Origin of the sequence: Shewanella frigidimarina, assembly GCF_003797125.1 — a bacterium.
Taxonomy (GTDB): Bacteria; Pseudomonadota; Gammaproteobacteria; order Enterobacterales; family Shewanellaceae; genus Shewanella; species Shewanella frigidimarina.
Genome location: NZ_RKKE01000013.1, coordinates 1 through 17,601, shown reverse-complemented (window position 1 = coordinate 17,601; position 17,601 = coordinate 1). Strand labels below are relative to the sequence as shown.

Here is a 17,601-nt window from a genome sequence, read left to right as displayed (position 1 = left end):
AAATTCCAATAAAAAAGGCGCCATTGGCGCCTTTTTTTAACAAATTACTAACTTAATCTTGGCTACCAGCCAGATTTAGTAGATCTGCTAGGTTCTTTTCAGCTTCGCTTGCGGTTACTGTAGTAGTTTCCACTTTGCCACGAGAGCTTAATACTTTAGCACGTTCTTCGTTACGGGTTTTGTGATAAGCATAACCTGTACCTGCTGGGATCAAACGACCTACGATTACGTTTTCTTTCAAACCACGTAATGGATCGCTCTTACCGCCAACAGCCGCTTCAGTTAACACACGAGTGGTTTCCTGGAACGATGCAGCAGAGATGAATGATTCAGTTGCCAAAGAAGCTTTGGTAATACCGAGTAATTCACGTTCAAACGTTGCAGGTGTTTTACCTTGAGCGATTAGCTCACGGTTAGCAATCTTCACGCGTGATACTTCTGCTTGCTCACCTTCTAAGAACTCAGTGTCGCCTGTTGAAGTGATTAGACACTTACGTAACATTTGACGAATGATAACTTCGATGTGCTTATCGTTGATCTTAACGCCCTGTAGACGGTAAACGTCCTGTACTTCGTTCACAATGTAGTTTGCTACGTTGTGGATACCACGAAGACGCAAGATGTCATGAGCCGCTTCTGGACCGTCTGCAATAACTTCACCACGTTCGACTTTTTCACCTTCGAACACGTTCAAGTTACGCCATTTAGGGATCATTTCTTCATAATGTTCACTGCCATCAGCTGGAGTGATCACTAGACGACGTTTACCCTTCGTTTCCTTACCGAACGAGATCGTACCAGAGATTTCTGCAAGAATTGCAGGCTCTTTTGGTTTACGCGCTTCGAATAAGTCAGCAACACGTGGAAGACCACCGGTGATGTCGCGAGTTTTAGACGATTCTTGTGGAATACGTGCTAATGGATCACCAACGTTGATTTTCGCGTTATCATCTTTCGATACAATCGCGTTACCCGGTAAGAAGTATTGAGCTGGTACTTCAGTACCAGGGATCATTAAGTCATTACCATCGGCATCAACTAAGCGAATTGCTGGACGCAATTCTTTACCGGCTGAAGTACGCGCACCAACATCGAGCACAACTACAGAAGATAGACCCGTTAACTCATCTGTTTGACGTGTCATAGTGACACCATCAATCATGTCAACGAACTTCACGCTACCAGCAACTTCAGAAATAATTGGGTGAGTATGTGGATCCCAGTTAGCGATGATTTCGCCAGCTGCAACTTCACTGTCTTCCAATTTCTCTAATACTGTACCGTAAGGCACTTTATAACGCTCTTTCTCACGACCTAGCTCATCGATGATGGCTAACTCAGAAGAACGAGATACGATAACGAGCTTACCGTCGATGTTAGAAACATGCTTAGCATTGTGTAACTTCAGAGAACCCGCGTTCTTAACTTGAACGTTGTTTTCTGCAGAAGCTCGAGATGCCGCACCACCAATGTGGAACGTACGCATGGTTAACTGTGTACCAGGTTCACCAATTGACTGAGCTGCAACAACACCAATAGCTTCACCGTGGTTAATAATATGGCCACGAGCCAAGTCACGACCATAACACGCTGCACACACACCGAAGTCTGTGTCACAGGTAATTACAGAACGTACAATCACTTCATCAATGCTGTGTTCTTCTAACGTATTACACCATGCTTCATCAAGAAGTGTGTTGCGTGGAGCAAGCACTTCATTAGTACCTGGCTTCATTACGTCAAGAGCAACTACACGACCTAGAACACGTTCACGCAATGGCTCAACAACATCACCACCTTCAATAAGCGGTTTCATTGTAAGACCATGCTCAACACCACAGTCATCTTCAATAACGACTAAGTCTTGTGCAACGTCTACTAAACGACGAGTCAAGTAACCCGAGTTAGCTGTCTTCAATGCTGTATCGGCAAGACCTTTACGCGCACCGTGAGTAGAAATAAAGTACTGAAGTACGTTTAGACCTTCACGGAAGTTAGCCGTAATTGGGGTTTCGATGATTGAGCCATCTGGCTTAGCCATCAAACCACGCATACCCGCTAACTGACGGATCTGTGCAGCACTACCACGAGCGCCCGAGTCAGCCATCATATAGATGCTGTTAAACGAAGCTTGTTGCTCAGGTACGCCATCACGGTTAATCACTGTCTCAGTTGACAGGTTTTCCATCATCGCTTTTGAAACTTTTTCGTTCGCACTTGCCCAGATATCAATGACTTTGTTGTAACGCTCACCGGCAGTAACAAGACCTGATTGGAACTGCTCTTGAATTTCAAGCACTTCAGCTTCAGCGTCAGCTACTAAGGTGTATTTCTCGTCTGGAATAACCATGTCATCGATACCAACAGAGGCACCAGAAATGGTTGCAAAACGGAAACCGGTATACATCAATTGGTCAGCAAAGATAACGGTATCTTTAAGACCTAGTTGACGATAACAAGTGTTCAACAGTTTAGAAATCTGTTTCTTACCCATGTTTTGGTTAACCAAATCATACGATAAGCCTTCAGGCAAAATTAATGATAAAAGAGCACGACCAACGGTGGTATCAATGATACGAGTTGATTTAGTTCTTTCGCCATCATCTGCGATGTTCGTTTCGGTAATCCGTACTTTAACGCGAGCATGTAGTTCAGCAACACCAGTAGCGTAAGCTTTTTCTACTTCTGACACATCAGCGAACGCCATACCTTCACCGCGACCGTTAATACATTCACGGCTGGTGTAGTACAAACCTAATACAACGTCCTGAGACGGAGTAATTACAGGCTCACCGTTAGCAGGTGACAAAATGTTGTTGGTTGACATCATTAGCGCACGAGCTTCTAACTGAGCTTCAAGCGTTAATGGAACGTGAACCGCCATTTGGTCACCGTCGAAGTCGGCGTTGTATGCCGCACAAACTAACGGATGCAATTGAATTGCTTTACCTTCAATCAGAACAGGTTCAAATGCTTGAATACCTAGTCTGTGAAGTGTTGGTGCACGGTTAAGCATTACTGGATGTTCACGAATAACTTCGTCTAACACATCCCATACTTCAGCCTGTTCGCGTTCAACCATTTTCTTAGCAGCTTTAATCGTAGTCGCTAAACCACGAGCTTCTAGCTTGCCGTAAATAAATGGCTTGAATAGCTCAAGTGCCATCTTCTTAGGAAGACCACACTGATGCAGACGTAAAGTAGGACCTACGGTAATTACCGAACGACCTGAATAGTCAACACGCTTACCAAGTAAGTTCTGACGGAAACGACCTTGCTTACCCTTGATCATATCAGCAAGAGATTTAAGCGGACGCTTGTTAGAACCCGTAATAGCACGACCGCGACGACCGTTATCTAATAGCGCATCAACTGACTCTTGTAACATACGTTTTTCGTTACGTACGATAATGTCAGGCGCAGCTAAATCTAACAGACGCTTTAAGCGGTTGTTACGGTTAATCACACGACGGTATAGATCATTAAGATCAGATGTCGCGAAACGACCACCATCTAACGGCACTAATGGACGTAGATCAGGTGGAAGAACCGGTAATACTTTTAAGATCATCCACTCTGGCTTGTTGCCAGATGTGAAGAATGCTTCCATCAGCTTAAGGCGCTTAGTGACCTTCTTGCGACGGGTTTCAGAGTTAATTGAAGGCAACTCTTCGCGCATTTGCTCGATCTGTTCAGCTAAGTTGATAGCTCGTAGCAATTCAAGAACTGCTTCAGCACCCATTTTAGCTTCAAACTCGTCACCGTATTCTTCTAACGCATCAAGATACGTTTCTTCGGTTAGCATTTGGCCGCGCTCAAGCGTGGTCATGCCAGGCTCGATCACAACAAATGATTCGAAATACAGTACGCGTTCAATATCACGCAACGTCATATCTAGCATTAAGCCAATACGTGACGGAAGTGATTTTAAGAACCAAATGTGGGCAACTGGGCTAGCCAGATCAATGTGACCCATGCGCTCACGACGCACTTTAGTCTGGGTAACTTCTACGCCACACTTTTCACAAATAACACCACGATGCTTCAAACGCTTGTATTTACCACACAAACATTCGTAATCTTTAACTGGACCAAAGATACGCGCACAGAACAAACCTTCACGTTCAGGCTTGAATGTACGGTAGTTAATGGTTTCTGGCTTCTTTACTTCACCAAAAGACCAAGAACGGATTAGATCTGGCGAGGCCAAACCAATTTTTATACCGTTAAATTCTTCAGTCTTACTTTGCTGTTTAAGAAACTTTAATAAGTCTTTCACGTTTCTCTCCTGAAGGAGTTAAACCAGGTGCTTTGCTTGTGCAAAGCACCCTTGGTTACCAAACATTGCTTAAGTGCGATGCTTACTCTTGGTCCAACTCGATATTAATACCAAGTGAACGAATTTCCTTCAACAATACGTTGAAAGACTCAGGCATGCCTGGTTGCATCTGATGGTTACCGTCGACGATGTTTTTATACATCTGAGTACGACCGTTAACGTCATCTGACTTAACTGTTAGCATTTCTTGTAGAGTATAAGCAGCACCATATGCTTCAAGTGCCCACACTTCCATCTCACCGAAACGCTGACCACCGAATTGAGCTTTACCGCCCAATGGTTGTTGAGTCACTAAGCTGTATGAACCCGTAGAACGAGCATGCATCTTGTCATCAACTAAGTGGTTCAATTTAAGCATATACATGTAACCAACGGTTACTTTACGCTCAAATTCGTTACCGGTACGGCCGTCACATAATGTCAACTGGCCAGACTCAGGTAAGCCTGCAAGAGCAAGCATTTGCTTGATCTCTTTCTCTTTAGCACCGTCGAATGCTGGTGTTGCAATTGGAATACCACCTTTAAGGTTGGTAGCCAAGCGCACAACTTCATCATCAGTAAACGAATCGATATCAACGCGCTGAAGCACGTCATCACCTAATTCGTACACTTGCTTGATGTAACCACGAAGTTCGGCAATTTCACGCTGCTCTTCAAGCATAGCAGTAATCTTATTACCGATACCTTTGGCTGCTGCGCCCATGTGGACTTCAAGTACCTGACCGATGTTCATACGCGATGGTACGCCCAATGGGTTAAGTACGATGTCTACAGGATTACCTTCTTCGTCGTATGGCATGTCTTCAACAGGACAAATCTTCGAGATAACACCTTTGTTACCATGACGACCCGCCATCTTGTCACCAGGCTGGATAGTACGTTTAACTGCAAGGTAAACCTTAACAATCTTCAATACACCAGGAGCCAAGTCATCACCTTGGGTGATCTTACGACGCTTAATTTCAAATGTCTTATCAAAGTCAGCTTTTAGCTCTTCGTGCTGTTCAGCTAACTGCTCTAATTCAGTTTGTTTAGTTTCGTCGTCGATAACTTGAATCAATACGTCTTTACGTGGGATCTCAGCTAACTTAGCTTCAGAATAACCCACAGACAGTAACAAGTTACGTGCACGGCCCAATACGCCTTCTTCAAGGATCTTGAACTCTTCGCCTAAGTCTTTACGAGCTTGACGAACGTGCATGTCTTCAATTTCAAGCGCACGCTTGTCTTTCTCAACGCCGTCACGGGTAAATACCTGTACGTCGATGATGGTGCCTTTCACTGAGTTAGGAACACGTAATGAGCTGTCCTTAACATCAGACGCTTTTTCACCAAAAATAGCTCGGAGTAGTTTCTCTTCAGGGGTTAACTGTGTTTCACCTTTAGGTGTCACTTTACCCACTAGAATGTCGCCACCCTTCACTTCTGCACCAATATAAACGATACCTGATTCATCTAGTTTAGATAAAGCAGACTCACCTACGTTTGGAATATCAGCAGTGATTTCTTCGCTACCCAATTTAGTATCACGAGCAATACAAGAAAGCTCTTGGATATGGATAGTAGTGAAACGGTCTTCTTGCGCTACGCGCTCAGAAATTAAGATCGAATCTTCGAAGTTATAACCGTTCCAAGGCATGAACGCGATACGCATGTTCTGACCAAGAGCCAAATCACCTAAATCGGTAGATGGACCATCTGCCAATACGTCACCACGAACCACAGGCTCACCAACAGAACAACAAGGACGTTGGTTAATACAAGTGTTTTGGTTTGAACGGGTATATTTAGTTAGGTTATAAATGTCGATACCGGCTTCACCTGCGTGTAGCTCATCTTCATTTACTTTAACTACGATACGACTAGCATCAACATAATCAACCACACCGCCACGTTTAGCAGCTACAACCACACCAGAGTCAACAGCAAGAGTACGTTCAATACCCGTTCCGACTAACGGCTTATCAGCACGTAAAGTTGGTACTGCTTGACGTTGCATGTTTGCACCCATCAATGCGCGGTTAGCATCATCGTGTTCTAAGAACGGAATTAATGATGCTGCAACAGAAATAATCTGTTGTGGAGATACGTCCATATACTGAACATCAGCTGCGCGCATAAAGGTAGATTCACCTTTGTGGCGACAAGCAATTTGTTCTTCTGCCATACGGCCATCAGCATCAACTTCGATGTTAGCCTGAGCAATAACGTAACGACCTTCTTCGATTGCTGATAAGTATTCAACATCATCAGTAATCACACCATCAACCACTTTGCGGTAAGGTGTTTCTAAAAAGCCGTAAGAGTTAGTACGTGCAAAACTTGCTAACGAGTTGATTAGACCAATGTTTGGACCTTCTGGGGTCTCAATTGGACATAAACGACCGTAGTGAGTTGGATGTACGTCACGAACTTCGAAACCAGCACGCTCACGAGTCAAACCACCTGGACCAAGCGCAGAAATACGACGCTTATGCGTTACTTCTGATAGCGGGTTGTTTTGATCCATAAACTGTGACAACTGTGAAGAACCAAAGAATTCTTTCACTGCCGCAGAAATTGGCTTAGCGTTAATTAAGTCTTGTGGCATAAGCTCGTTTAAATCGCCTAAAGATAGACGTTCACGAACAGCACGCTCAACACGGACTAAACCAACACGGAACTGGTTTTCAGCCATTTCACCAACGCTACGAATACGACGGTTACCTAAGTGGTCAATATCGTCGACTTCATCATAACCGTTACGGATTTCGATGATTTTCTTCATAACAGATACGATGTCTTCTTTAGACAACACACCGTTACCTTCGTCTTCAGCAATCTCAAGACGACGGTTGAACTTCATACGACCTACTTTAGATAGGTCATAACGCTCTTCACTGAAGAATAGGTTTTGGAATAAACCTTCAGCTGCATCTTTGGTTGGTGGCTCGCCAGGACGCATCATACGATAGATTTCAACTAGCGCTTCTAAGCGGTTAGTTGTTGAATCAATGCGCAATGTGTCAGCAATATAAGCACCATGATCAAGATCATTGATAAATAAAGTATCAATATTCTTAATACCAGCAAGTGATAACTTAGCTAAATCTTCTAAAGTAATTTCGCTGTTTGCAGTCACTAAAACTTCACCGGTATCTTCATCGATGTAGTCTTGAGCAGCATACTTACCAACAATATAATCTACTGGCACTTCTAGCTCAGTAGTATTGGTTTTTTCAAGTTGCTTAATATGACGTGCAGTGATGCGACGACCAGCTTCAACCAATAAAGCGCCTTCAGCATCTTTAATGTCATAGCCAGCAGTTTCACCACGTAGACGGTCAGGCACAAGTGCCATGACTAATGAATCTTTTTTAATCTTAAACTCAATACGCTCGAAGAATAAATCGAGGATATCTTGAGTAGAATATTCAAGCGCACGTAAGATAATAGTCGCTGGTAATTTGCGACGACGGTCAATACGAACGAATAGAGCATCTTTAGGATCAAATTCAAAGTCAAGCCATGAACCACGGTAAGGAATAATACGTGCGTTATACAGCACCTTACCAGAAGAGTGGGTTTTACCACGGTCATGATCAAAGAACACACCTGGAGAACGGTGTAACTGAGACACGATTACACGCTCAGTACCGTTAATAACGAAAGTACCGTTATTAGTCATCATAGGAATATCACCCATGTAGACTTCTTGCTCTTTAATGTCTTTAACAGTGCCAGCAGCAGCTTCACGGTCGAACAACACCATGCGTAATTTAACGCGTAGTGGTGCCGAATAAGTTACACCGCGGATCTGACATTCTTTCACATCAAAAACTGGCTCACCTAGCTTGTAGCTGACATATTGCAGCTCAGAATAGCCAGAAAAGCTCTTGATAGGAAAAACGCTACGGAATGCGGCTTCTAAGCCACGCTCACCCGTAGGGTCATGATCGGTGAACTTCTTAAAAGAGTCTAACTGGATAGACAATAAATAAGGGATGTCCAAAACTTTTGGACGCTTACCAAAGTCTTTGCGAATACGCTTCTTTTCAGAATAGGAGTAAACCATGGGTTTCCTCTGCTTACGAGATGTGACCAAGACTGAAATTAATATTAATTAAATCAGCACGTTTGCCTATCACCCTTGTTGACAAGAACCTAACCAGTAATCTCTGCTAGGGACTGTTAAAACTGGCGACAAAAGGTGAAAAAAATCGCCTGCGCATAAAGCGCAAAAAAGGCCAACGGTTAAAAAACCGTCAGCCTTCACCCAATCACTTGGGTGATGCAAGCTAAATTATAGCTTACTTAACTTCAACAGAAGCACCAGCGGCTTCTAGATCAGCTTTAAGAGTTGCAGCTTCTTCTTTAGACACAGCTTCTTTAACTGCGATTGGAGAAGATTCAGCCATAGTCTTAGCTTCTTTCAGGCCTAAACCTGTAGCGCTACGAAGAGCTTTAATAACAGCTACTTTGTTTTCGCCGAATGAAGTAAGTACTACGTCAAATTCTGTTTGCTCTTCAGCAGCAACAGCGTCGCCGCCGCCTGAAACTACTGCAGCAGCAGCAGAAACGCCGAATTTCTCTTCCATAGCTTCGATTAGTTCAACTACTTCCATTACAGACATTGCTGCAAAAGCTTCTAACATTTGGTCTTTAGTGATAGACATTAGAAATATTTCCTATTGTTCTGAATTCAATTTTATTAAGCTGCCAGCCTAAAATTAAGCGGCGTCTTGTTTTTGATCGCGAAGGGCGGCCAATGTACGAACGAACTTGCCAGCAGATGCTTCTTTCATAGTCATCATCAACTGAGCTAGTGCTTCTTCGTATGTTGGTAGTTTCGCTAAACGATCAATATCAGCTGCAGGGATAAACATCCCTTCGAAAGCTGCACCTTTAACTTCAAATTTTGCTTGTCCCTTAGCGAAGTCTTTTAAAAGACGCGCTGCAGCACCTGGATGCTCGTTAGAGAAAGCTATTAAAGTTGGGCCAGTGAACGTTTCTGCTAGGCACTCAAAAGCTGTACCTTGAACTGCACGACGAGCAAGAGTGTTACGTACTACACGTACAAACACACCATTTTCGCGAGCAGCTTTACGCAGACCGGTCATAGCACCTACAGTTACGCCACGTGAATCGGCAACAACTGCAGAAAGTGCACCTTTGGCAGCTTCGTTGACTTCAGCAACAATTGCCTGTTTGTCTTCGAGTCTTAATGCCATTGGCTTTACTCCTGGATTCTACCTAGAGAAGTTTCTCTAGTATTTACCAAATTAAACACTTATGTGCTTAATTACTTACGGTGCAGATTTTCCAGTAAAAAAATTTAGCTGGGGCCTGACACCGTCTACGCTGGAAATTAAGTTAATCTAACGATTAACACCTGCGGTCTTGGACGGAAACCGACTCTAATATACAAAAAGTTTAAAACTAATGCATAAAAGCGGCTTCAACCCACAAAGTGCGCGCATTATAGACTAATACGCGCGCCTTGTATATTACTTCGCTTCTTCCAGAGAACCCTGGTCGATAGCAACACCTGCACCCATAGTGGTAGAGATGCTAATCTTTTTCACGTAAATGCCTTTAGCAACTGCAGGCTTAGCCTTTTTCAGTGCTGACACTAACGATTCTAAGTTTTCTTTCAACTGCTCAGTAGTAAAAGTTACTTTACCGATAGTTGTATGGATAATACCGTTTTTGTCGTTTCTGTAACGAACTTGACCCGCTTTGGCATTCTTAACTGCTTCAGCAACGTTTGGCGTTACTGTACCAGTTTTAGGGTTAGGCATTAAACCACGTGGGCCTAAGATTTGACCTAACATACCAACAACGCGCATTGCATCTGGAGATGCGATAACAACGTCAAAGTTCATTTCGCCAGCTTTAACTTTTTCAGCTAAATCTTCCATACCCACTAGTTCAGCGCCAGCAGCGATAGCAGCTTCAGCGTTTGCACCTTGTGTGAATACAGCAACACGAACATCACGACCAGTACCATGTGGAAGTACAGTAGCACCACGCACGTTTTGATCTGATTTACGAGGATCGATACCTAGATTAACAGCTACGTCAACACTCTCAACAAATTTAGCAGTCGCTAATTCTTGTAAAAGTACTACGGCTTCGTTGATGTCATACAATTTTGTTGCATCAACTTTTTCGCGGATAACGCGAGCACGCTTAGTTAGCTTTGCCATTATATTAATCCTCTACTACCAAACCCATTGAACGTGCAGTACCTTCAATTGAGCGAGTCATCGCTTCAATATCAGCACCAGTCATATCAGCAGCTTTAGTTTCAGCAATTTCCTGAACTGCGCTACGCTTGATAGTACCTACTTTTTGAGTATTAGGACGGCCAGAACCTGATTTCAGACCAACTGCTTTAAGCAGTAGGAAAGATGCAGGTGGAGTCTTAGTTTCAAAAGTGAAAGAACGGTCATTATATACAGTGATAACAACAGGAATTGGCATGCCTTTTTCGAACTTTTCAGTACGAGCGTTGAATGCTTTACAGAATTCCATGATGTTCACACCTTTTTGACCTAAAGCAGGTCCAACTGGTGGAGACGGGTTTGCAGCGCCAGCTGCTACTTGTAGCTTAATATAAGCTTCAATTTTCTTTGCCATGTCGACATTTCCTCAATTTGGGTTCAAACGCATGTTGGCGACATGCCAATACGCTCCCCTGAAAACAACGGGTGCGAATTATATAAAAATACGCACCCGCAAACAATGTTTATTTTGTAGTTATTTTAATCAGCTTTTTTCAACTTGATTAAAATCTAATTCTACTGGTGTTGAACGACCGAAAATCATCACCGAAACTTTAATACGGTTCTTTTCATAATCGACTTCTTCGATAGTACCGTTAAAGTCAGCAAATGGACCGTCACACACACGAACAACTTCACCCGGCTCGTACATAATACGATGAGTTGGTGATTCAACAGTGTCTTGAAGACGTTGAAGAATAGCGTCAGCTTCCTTGTCAGAAATCGGTGCCGGGCGATCGGATGTACCACCGATAAAGCCCATTACACGTGGAATACTTTTGACTAAATGCCAGCTATCGTCGTTCATTTCCATCTGGACTAATACATAACCAGGGAAAAACTTACGCTCACTCTTACGACGTTGACCTGCACGCATTTCAACAACTTCTTCGGTAGGAACTAAAATCTCACCGAAGTATTCTTCCATATTGTGCATTTTGATATGTTCAAGCAGTGTTTTAAGCACACGGCCTTCATAGCCTGAAAAGGCTTGGATCACATACCATCTTTTTTTCGCTTCTGTAACTTCAGTCATTTTCAGATGCCTATACGCCAGTAATTAAATTGACTACTCGTAACAATATAGCATCTAATCCCCAAAGGATTAATGCCATTACTGCAGTAGCTGCAAGTACTATAAAGGTAGTGTTTAGCGCCTCTTGGCGAGTTGGCCAAACGACTTTACGCACTTCAATATGGGCTTCTCTAGCAAAAGATTGTGCCTGTTTACCCTTGCTTGTCTGCAGTGCAATGATGCCTGCAATAGCGAAGGCAATAATTACCCCAGCAACACGAGCTACAACATTAGCGTCTGCATAAAATTGATTGCCTATAACAGCAGTAGCAATTAGCAATGCAGCTATGCCCCACTTAACGATATCCAAAGAATTACTCTGGTTTTCAGTATTTGTTGTCATCGGTTAATTCCGTTACTCACTACGACCTGGGCTTAGCTTGGTAAACAACATATTTACCAAATCCGCATTTCCGAACTTTCCCAGAAAATGCATAAGCACAGGGTCAAAAATCGGCCATAGATTGTATTCTTATTCAGCTTTGTTCGCAACAATACAGGCAAAGTAAGATTAACAAATCAATCAAAAAATCGATTTTTGTTACTAACTTCACCCTAAAAATAAAAAAGGAAGCCTAGGCTTCCTTTTTTAGTGTTCACTAAAGTCGCTATTACGCGATAATTTTAGCTACAACACCTGCACCAACTGTACGGCCACCTTCACGGATAGCGAAACGTAAACCGTCGTCCATCGCGATTGGGTAAATCAGAGTAACGACCATCTTGATGTTATCACCAGGCATAACCATTTCTACGCCTTCTGGTAACTCAATTGTGCCTGTTACGTCTGTTGTACGGAAGAAGAATTGTGGACGGTAGCCTTTGAAGAATGGAGTATGACGTCCGCCTTCTTCTTTTGACAACACGTAAACTTCTGATTCGAAAGTTGTGTGTGGGTTAATTGAACCAGGCTTAGCTAGTACTTGACCACGTTCTACGTCATCACGCTTAGTACCACGTAATAACACACCACAGTTTTCGCCAGCACGACCTTCGTCAAGTAGCTTGCGGAACATTTCTACACCAGTACAAGTTGTTTTAGTTGTTGGACGAACACCAACAATTTCAACTTCGTCTGATACGCGAACGATACCACGTTCAACACGACCTGTTACCACTGTACCACGACCTGAAATCGAGAATACGTCTTCGATTGGTAGTAGGAATGGCTTATCGATGTCACGAGCTGGTTCTGGAATATAAGTGTCTAGGGCTTCTGCAAGCTCAAGAATTTTAGCTTCCCACTCTGGCTGGCCTTCTAGTGCCTTAAGAGCTGAACCTTGAATTACTGGTAAATCATCACCTGGGAAGTCGTATTCTGAAAGAAGCTCACGCACTTCCATTTCTACTAATTCTAGTAATTCTTCGTCATCTACCATGTCACACTTGTTCATGAATACGATGATGAAAGGTACGCCTACTTGACGAGAAAGCAGGATGTGCTCACGGGTCTGTGGCATTGGGCCATCTGTAGCAGCAACTACTAAGATTGCGCCGTCCATCTGTGCAGCACCGGTAATCATGTTTTTAACATAATCCGCGTGACCTGGACAATCTACGTGTGCGTAGTGACGGATTGGTGTGTCATATTCGATGTGAGAAGTATTAATGGTAATACCGCGCTCACGCTCTTCTGGAGCGTTATCGATTTGAGCGAAGTTTTTAACTTCACCACCATAAGTTTTAGACAAAACGGCAGAGATTGCTGCTGTTAAAGTTGTTTTACCATGGTCAACGTGACCGATGGTGCCCACGTTCACATGGGGCTTGTTACGTTCAAATTTAGCTTTTGCCATGGTATTGCCTCAGTCCAATTATCTTGGTGATGAAAACACATATAGTAAAAATCCGATGCATAGAAATGACATCGAATCGATTATTTAGGGTTAGGAAGTTTATTCATGACATGGTGGTGTTGATAGGCAGATTCGTACTGCCGACCTCACCCTCAACAAGGGTGCGCTCTACCAACTGAGCCATATCAGCGAACAAATTTGGAGCGGATGGCGGGAATCGAACCCGCGTTATCAGCTTGGAAGGCTGGAGTAATACCATTATACGACATCCGCGCAACCTATTTTAGGCTACCTAACTACCTAGAAAGTGGTGGAGGGAGAAGGATTCGAACCTTCGAAGGCTGAGCCGTCAGATTTACAGTCTGATCCCTTTGGCCACTCGGGAACCCCTCCAGAAAAATGGTGCCGGCACCAAGAGTCGAACTCGGGACCTACTGATTACAAGTCAGTTGCTCTACCAACTGAGCTATGCCGGCGTGTCATTTCGGGTTCGGATATTAGGTAAATGTGCCTCGGAGTGCAATAGGAAAATGCTAAAAAACCAAAAAAAAGTTTCAAATGACGTTTTTTTACACTCGTTTCACTTAAAAAGTGTGATTTGTAGGCAAATGTAATGGGGGATGAAGACAAATGAGCCGCAGACTATTGTCGCCATTTATTCGATAGTGTAATGTGCCTGACCAACCTAGAGGAATGGTTATGAATCCAATTAACTCAATACAAGATGCACTCTACTTTGCTTTTCAGCGCGAGCATTGGGCTGAATTACGCAAATCAGTGCCGCTTACATTGAGCCAGGCTGAATTAGAAAACCTGCGTGGTATGAATGAAAAGCTGTCTTTAGATGAAGTCACTGACATTTACCTTCCTCTCAGCCGTTTACTGAATTTATTTGTCGGCTCAAAACAGCAGCGTGGGCTTGTTCTTGATAAGTTTCTGGAGCAAAAAGCTTCCCCAGGTCCTTATATTATTAGTATCGCAGGAAGTGTCGCTGTCGGTAAGAGTACTACAGCGCGTATATTACAAACGTTATTGCAACGTTGGCCAGAGCATCCTAAAGTTGATTTAGTTACTACAGATGGCTTCTTGTATCCTCTTGCAGACCTTAAACGTAAAGGGTTACTCCAACGTAAAGGTTTTCCTGAAAGTTACGACATGAAAATGTTGGTTGAATTCATTTCGGCAGTTAAAGCTGGGCAAAAAGAGATTCTTGCACCGCTTTATTCGCATGTTACATACGATAGATGTCACGATGAACATCAAGCCATCCGTCAGCCCGATATTTTAATTTTAGAAGGGCTAAATGTGCTGCAAACGGGTTTGGATACGCCTATCGATACAAGAAGGCCGTTTGTATCAGATTTTGTTGATTTCTCGATTTATGTTGATGCTGATGAGTCATTATTGAAAGAGTGGTATAAACAGCGTTTTTTACAATTTAGGAAAGGCGCATTTAGTGATCCAAACTCATTCTTTCATCACTATTCATGCCTAACTGATGATGAAGCTAATACTATTGCTGCAAATATTTGGGATACGATTAACGGCCCCAATTTATCACTCAACATTCAACCAACGCGTGAACGGGCAAACCTCATCTTACAAAAAGGCCCAAACCACTTAATGGACCGAGTTTTACTTAGAAAATAACAATATATGAGCCTATTTCAGGCTCATTTCTAGCATCTACATTACTGCTCGCAGGCTAATTTCACCGCCAAGATAACGTGTAACCCCTTGCTCGTTTTCAAGTAACAAAGCCCCTTGCTCGTCAATACCTCGACAGATACCGTTAACAGAATTAGGTGCCATTAGTAGTGATACTTCACGGCCAATAAATAAATCAAATTTATTCCAACGATCAAGGAAAGCCTCCAACCCTTTCTGCTCAAACAGCTGTAAATCAGCCTTTAGGGTTTTGTGTAGTTTAATTAATAGCTCCGTTTTATCAGGCATATTCACCAAACCAGATAGATCGTTCCATGGCTGGTCTATTAGCTCTCCCTGCTCTACAGACATACTCATATTAATCCCAAAACCAATGACTAATTCTGTTTTCTGAGCTGACGAATTGCTGACCTCAACTAAAATCCCAGCCAATTTTTTATGATCAAGATAGATATCATTTGGCCATTTCAGTCCCAATCCCTCAACTCCAAAGTCAGCTAAAGATTTAACAATAGAACAACCTACAACTAAACTTAAACCACTGGCATGACTAATATCATTATTTAAACGCCAAAACATGGAAGCATAAATATGATGAGCATAAGGAGACAACCATTGACGCCCTCTTCGACCTCGGCCAGCGGATTGATATTCAGCAATGCAAATATCACCCGATTTTAATTCTGAGGCATGTCCAAGCATAAAAGCATTAGTGCTGGTCGTTTCATCAAAATAAAAACAACGGCCATCAATTCCATTAACAAGATGAGACTCATTTACCAACGACACTGGATTTGCTAATTTATAGCCTCTTCCTTTCACACTATAAATTTCGATACCATAATCTTTTAATGCATCTATATGCTGATTAATTGCTGCACGAGTAAGCGACAAGGATTGCGCAATTACCTCACCAGAAACAAAACGTTCATGATGCAAACATGCTAATATTTGCCGTTTACGCGACCAATGCTCATTCATTTTACTTCTATCTCCCCAACTGAGCCCATAATCCTAGGCTCTGGTTGTAATGTGACCGCAAATTTATCAAAAACAGTCTGAATTATGTATTTCGCTAATTGGCATACTTGGTCACCAGTTGCTTGGCCTAGATTAACCAACACCAAAGCTTGATCTTGATGAACAGCTGCACCACCGATATTAATTCCTTTCAAACCGGCATGCTCGATTAGCCAACCTGCTGCAAGCTTATAATGGTCATCAACCTGGCGGTAACCCACTAAGTCTTCGTAACGATTTTTAAGTGAATGATAATCTACTACTGATACAACAGGGTTTTTGAAGAAACTCCCTACATTACCTAATACTTTAGGATCGGGAAGCTTGGATTGACGTACATGGCAAACACAATCAAATACCTGTTGTGCAGTAACATCCATAGCATCAAAGTGTTGTAATGGCCCGTAATTTACCACTGGTTCCCACTTCTTAGGCAGCTTTAGAGTCACTTCAGTAATGACGGCTAAGTTTTTAAGTTGTTGTTTAAAAATGGATTCGCGATAGCCAAATTCACATTGTTGATTATCATAATGTACTAAGTCACCCGTATCGAGTTGTAAAAATTCAATCTTGTGACAGAAACGATTAAACTCAACACCATAAGCACCTATATTTTGTATTGGCGCAGCACCTACGGTTCCGGGGATCAGAGCCATATTTTCTAAACCATAAATATGTTTAGTTAAGCAATATTCAACTAATTGATGCCAATTTTCACCAGCTTGAATCGTGAGATAATAATAATCATCATCTTCATTAATCGTAATGCCCTTCGTGCTAACTTTAACTACGGTTCCCTGAAAATCGTCAGTAAATACTACGTTACTGCCTCCTCCGAGGATGAGCATACTTTGCTGTTGTTGATACAGCATAAGGCTTGTCTTTATTAGCTCATCTTTGTTAGTCACTTCAACTAAAGAATCGCAATGCTGGTTAAGACCAAATGTGTTTAATGAAGTAAGCGAAATAGGCATAAATAGAAAAGCATCAAATTCAAAAAATATATCGCTATTGTAGCAGGGAATAGCTAACAAATTAGCATGATTACACTAAAAACATATCAATGAAAAAGCTGTATACGTCAACTATTCTGATAACTTTAGTGACACCGATGACTCATATGTAGGTTGGATATAAGTTGGAAAAACCAACGACGGCTACATGATAGCGTTCTGTTTCACGACTCTTTCATGTCAATTAGGCGCCTGAAAATAACCTACTTCGCATGGGCATATCGTCCACACAAGCATTATGCTCATATTAACCAAACCGTAATTTCAACAAATGACAGACGTAAAAAAGCCCGCTATATAATAGCGGGCTGTTTCACGACTCTTTCAAGTCAATTAGGCGCCTGGAAATGACCTACTCTCGCATGGGGAGACCCCACACTACCATCGGCGATACTGTGTTTCACTTCTGAGTTCGGAATGGGAT

At 42.6% G+C, this 17,601-nt stretch carries 12 protein-coding genes, 4 tRNA genes and 1 rRNA gene; 1 reads left to right on the top strand and 16 read right to left on the bottom strand.

The features are described from left to right. Positions 1–52 precede the first annotated feature (52 nt). From rpoC to EGC86_RS20295, 13 genes are all read right to left on the bottom strand, one after another. Positions 53–4,279 carry a DNA-directed RNA polymerase subunit beta' gene (gene rpoC / locus EGC86_RS20355; RefSeq protein ID WP_123778853.1) on the bottom strand — a complete coding sequence of 1,409 codons (4,227 nt, stop codon included), beginning with the start codon at positions 4,277–4,279 and terminating at the stop codon, positions 53–55. A gap of 82 nt (positions 4,280–4,361) precedes the next feature. Further along, the gene (gene rpoB / locus EGC86_RS20350) at positions 4,362–8,393 is read right to left on the bottom strand and encodes a DNA-directed RNA polymerase subunit beta (RefSeq protein WP_011635633.1); all 4,032 of its coding nucleotides are present in this window, start codon (positions 8,391–8,393) and stop codon (positions 4,362–4,364) included. A gap of 235 nt (positions 8,394–8,628) precedes the next feature. Beyond that, entirely contained in the window at positions 8,629–8,994 is a 366-nt protein-coding gene (gene rplL, locus EGC86_RS20345; protein WP_011635632.1) for a 50S ribosomal protein L7/L12, read from the bottom strand. A gap of 54 nt (positions 8,995–9,048) precedes the next feature. Beyond that, positions 9,049–9,549 (bottom strand): 50S ribosomal protein L10, encoded by a 501-nt coding sequence (rplJ, locus tag EGC86_RS20340; RefSeq protein ID WP_011635631.1) that lies wholly within the window; start codon positions 9,547–9,549, stop codon positions 9,049–9,051. 276 nt (positions 9,550–9,825) lie between these two features. Beyond that, positions 9,826–10,527 (bottom strand): 50S ribosomal protein L1, encoded by a 702-nt coding sequence (gene rplA / locus EGC86_RS20335; protein ID WP_011635630.1) that lies wholly within the window; start codon positions 10,525–10,527, stop codon positions 9,826–9,828. 4 nt (positions 10,528–10,531) lie between these two features. Beyond that, positions 10,532–10,960, bottom strand: coding sequence for a 50S ribosomal protein L11 (rplK, locus tag EGC86_RS20330; RefSeq protein ID WP_011635629.1), 429 nt, complete (start codon positions 10,958–10,960; stop codon positions 10,532–10,534). Between the two features lie 129 nt (positions 10,961–11,089). Continuing rightward, a complete protein-coding gene (gene nusG / locus EGC86_RS20325; RefSeq protein WP_011635628.1) occupies positions 11,090–11,641 on the bottom strand; it encodes a transcription termination/antitermination protein NusG in 552 nt (183 codons plus the stop codon). Positions 11,642–11,651: 10 nt separating this feature from the next. Continuing rightward, the gene (secE, locus tag EGC86_RS20320) at positions 11,652–12,023 is read right to left on the bottom strand and encodes a preprotein translocase subunit SecE (protein WP_011635627.1); all 372 of its coding nucleotides are present in this window, start codon (positions 12,021–12,023) and stop codon (positions 11,652–11,654) included. 268 nt (positions 12,024–12,291) lie between these two features. Next, positions 12,292–13,476, bottom strand: coding sequence for an elongation factor Tu (gene tuf / locus EGC86_RS20315; RefSeq protein WP_011635626.1), 1,185 nt, complete (start codon positions 13,474–13,476; stop codon positions 12,292–12,294). Between the two features lie 114 nt (positions 13,477–13,590). Beyond that, a tRNA-Asn gene (locus tag EGC86_RS20310) sits at positions 13,591–13,666 on the bottom strand. Between the two features lie 9 nt (positions 13,667–13,675). Next, positions 13,676–13,749: transfer RNA gene (locus tag EGC86_RS20305), tRNA-Gly, on the bottom strand. A 35-nt stretch (positions 13,750–13,784) separates the two neighbouring features. Further along, positions 13,785–13,869: transfer RNA gene (locus tag EGC86_RS20300), tRNA-Tyr, on the bottom strand. A gap of 7 nt (positions 13,870–13,876) precedes the next feature. After that, positions 13,877–13,952 (bottom strand) — tRNA-Thr (locus EGC86_RS20295). 223 nt (positions 13,953–14,175) lie between these two features. Here EGC86_RS20295 and coaA point away from each other — a divergent pair. Further along, positions 14,176–15,126 carry a type I pantothenate kinase gene (gene coaA / locus EGC86_RS20290; RefSeq protein WP_059746619.1) on the top strand — a complete coding sequence of 317 codons (951 nt, stop codon included), beginning with the start codon at positions 14,176–14,178 and terminating at the stop codon, positions 15,124–15,126. Positions 15,127–15,162: 36 nt separating this feature from the next. On the opposite strand, the gene birA is transcribed toward coaA, so the two are convergent. The 3 genes from birA to rrf all read right to left on the bottom strand — a co-directional run. Continuing rightward, positions 15,163–16,125, bottom strand: a complete 963-nt coding sequence (gene birA, locus EGC86_RS20285) for a bifunctional biotin--[acetyl-CoA-carboxylase] ligase/biotin operon repressor BirA (RefSeq protein ID WP_011635624.1) — start codon at positions 16,123–16,125, stop codon at positions 15,163–15,165. Further along, the gene (gene murB / locus EGC86_RS20280; protein ID WP_123778852.1) at positions 16,122–17,138 is read right to left on the bottom strand and encodes a UDP-N-acetylmuramate dehydrogenase; all 1,017 of its coding nucleotides are present in this window, start codon (positions 17,136–17,138) and stop codon (positions 16,122–16,124) included. Before murB ends, birA begins: the two co-directional genes overlap by 4 nt. Before the next feature lie 378 nt (positions 17,139–17,516). Next, positions 17,517–17,601 (bottom strand): 5S ribosomal RNA (gene rrf / locus EGC86_RS20275); the annotation flags it as partial.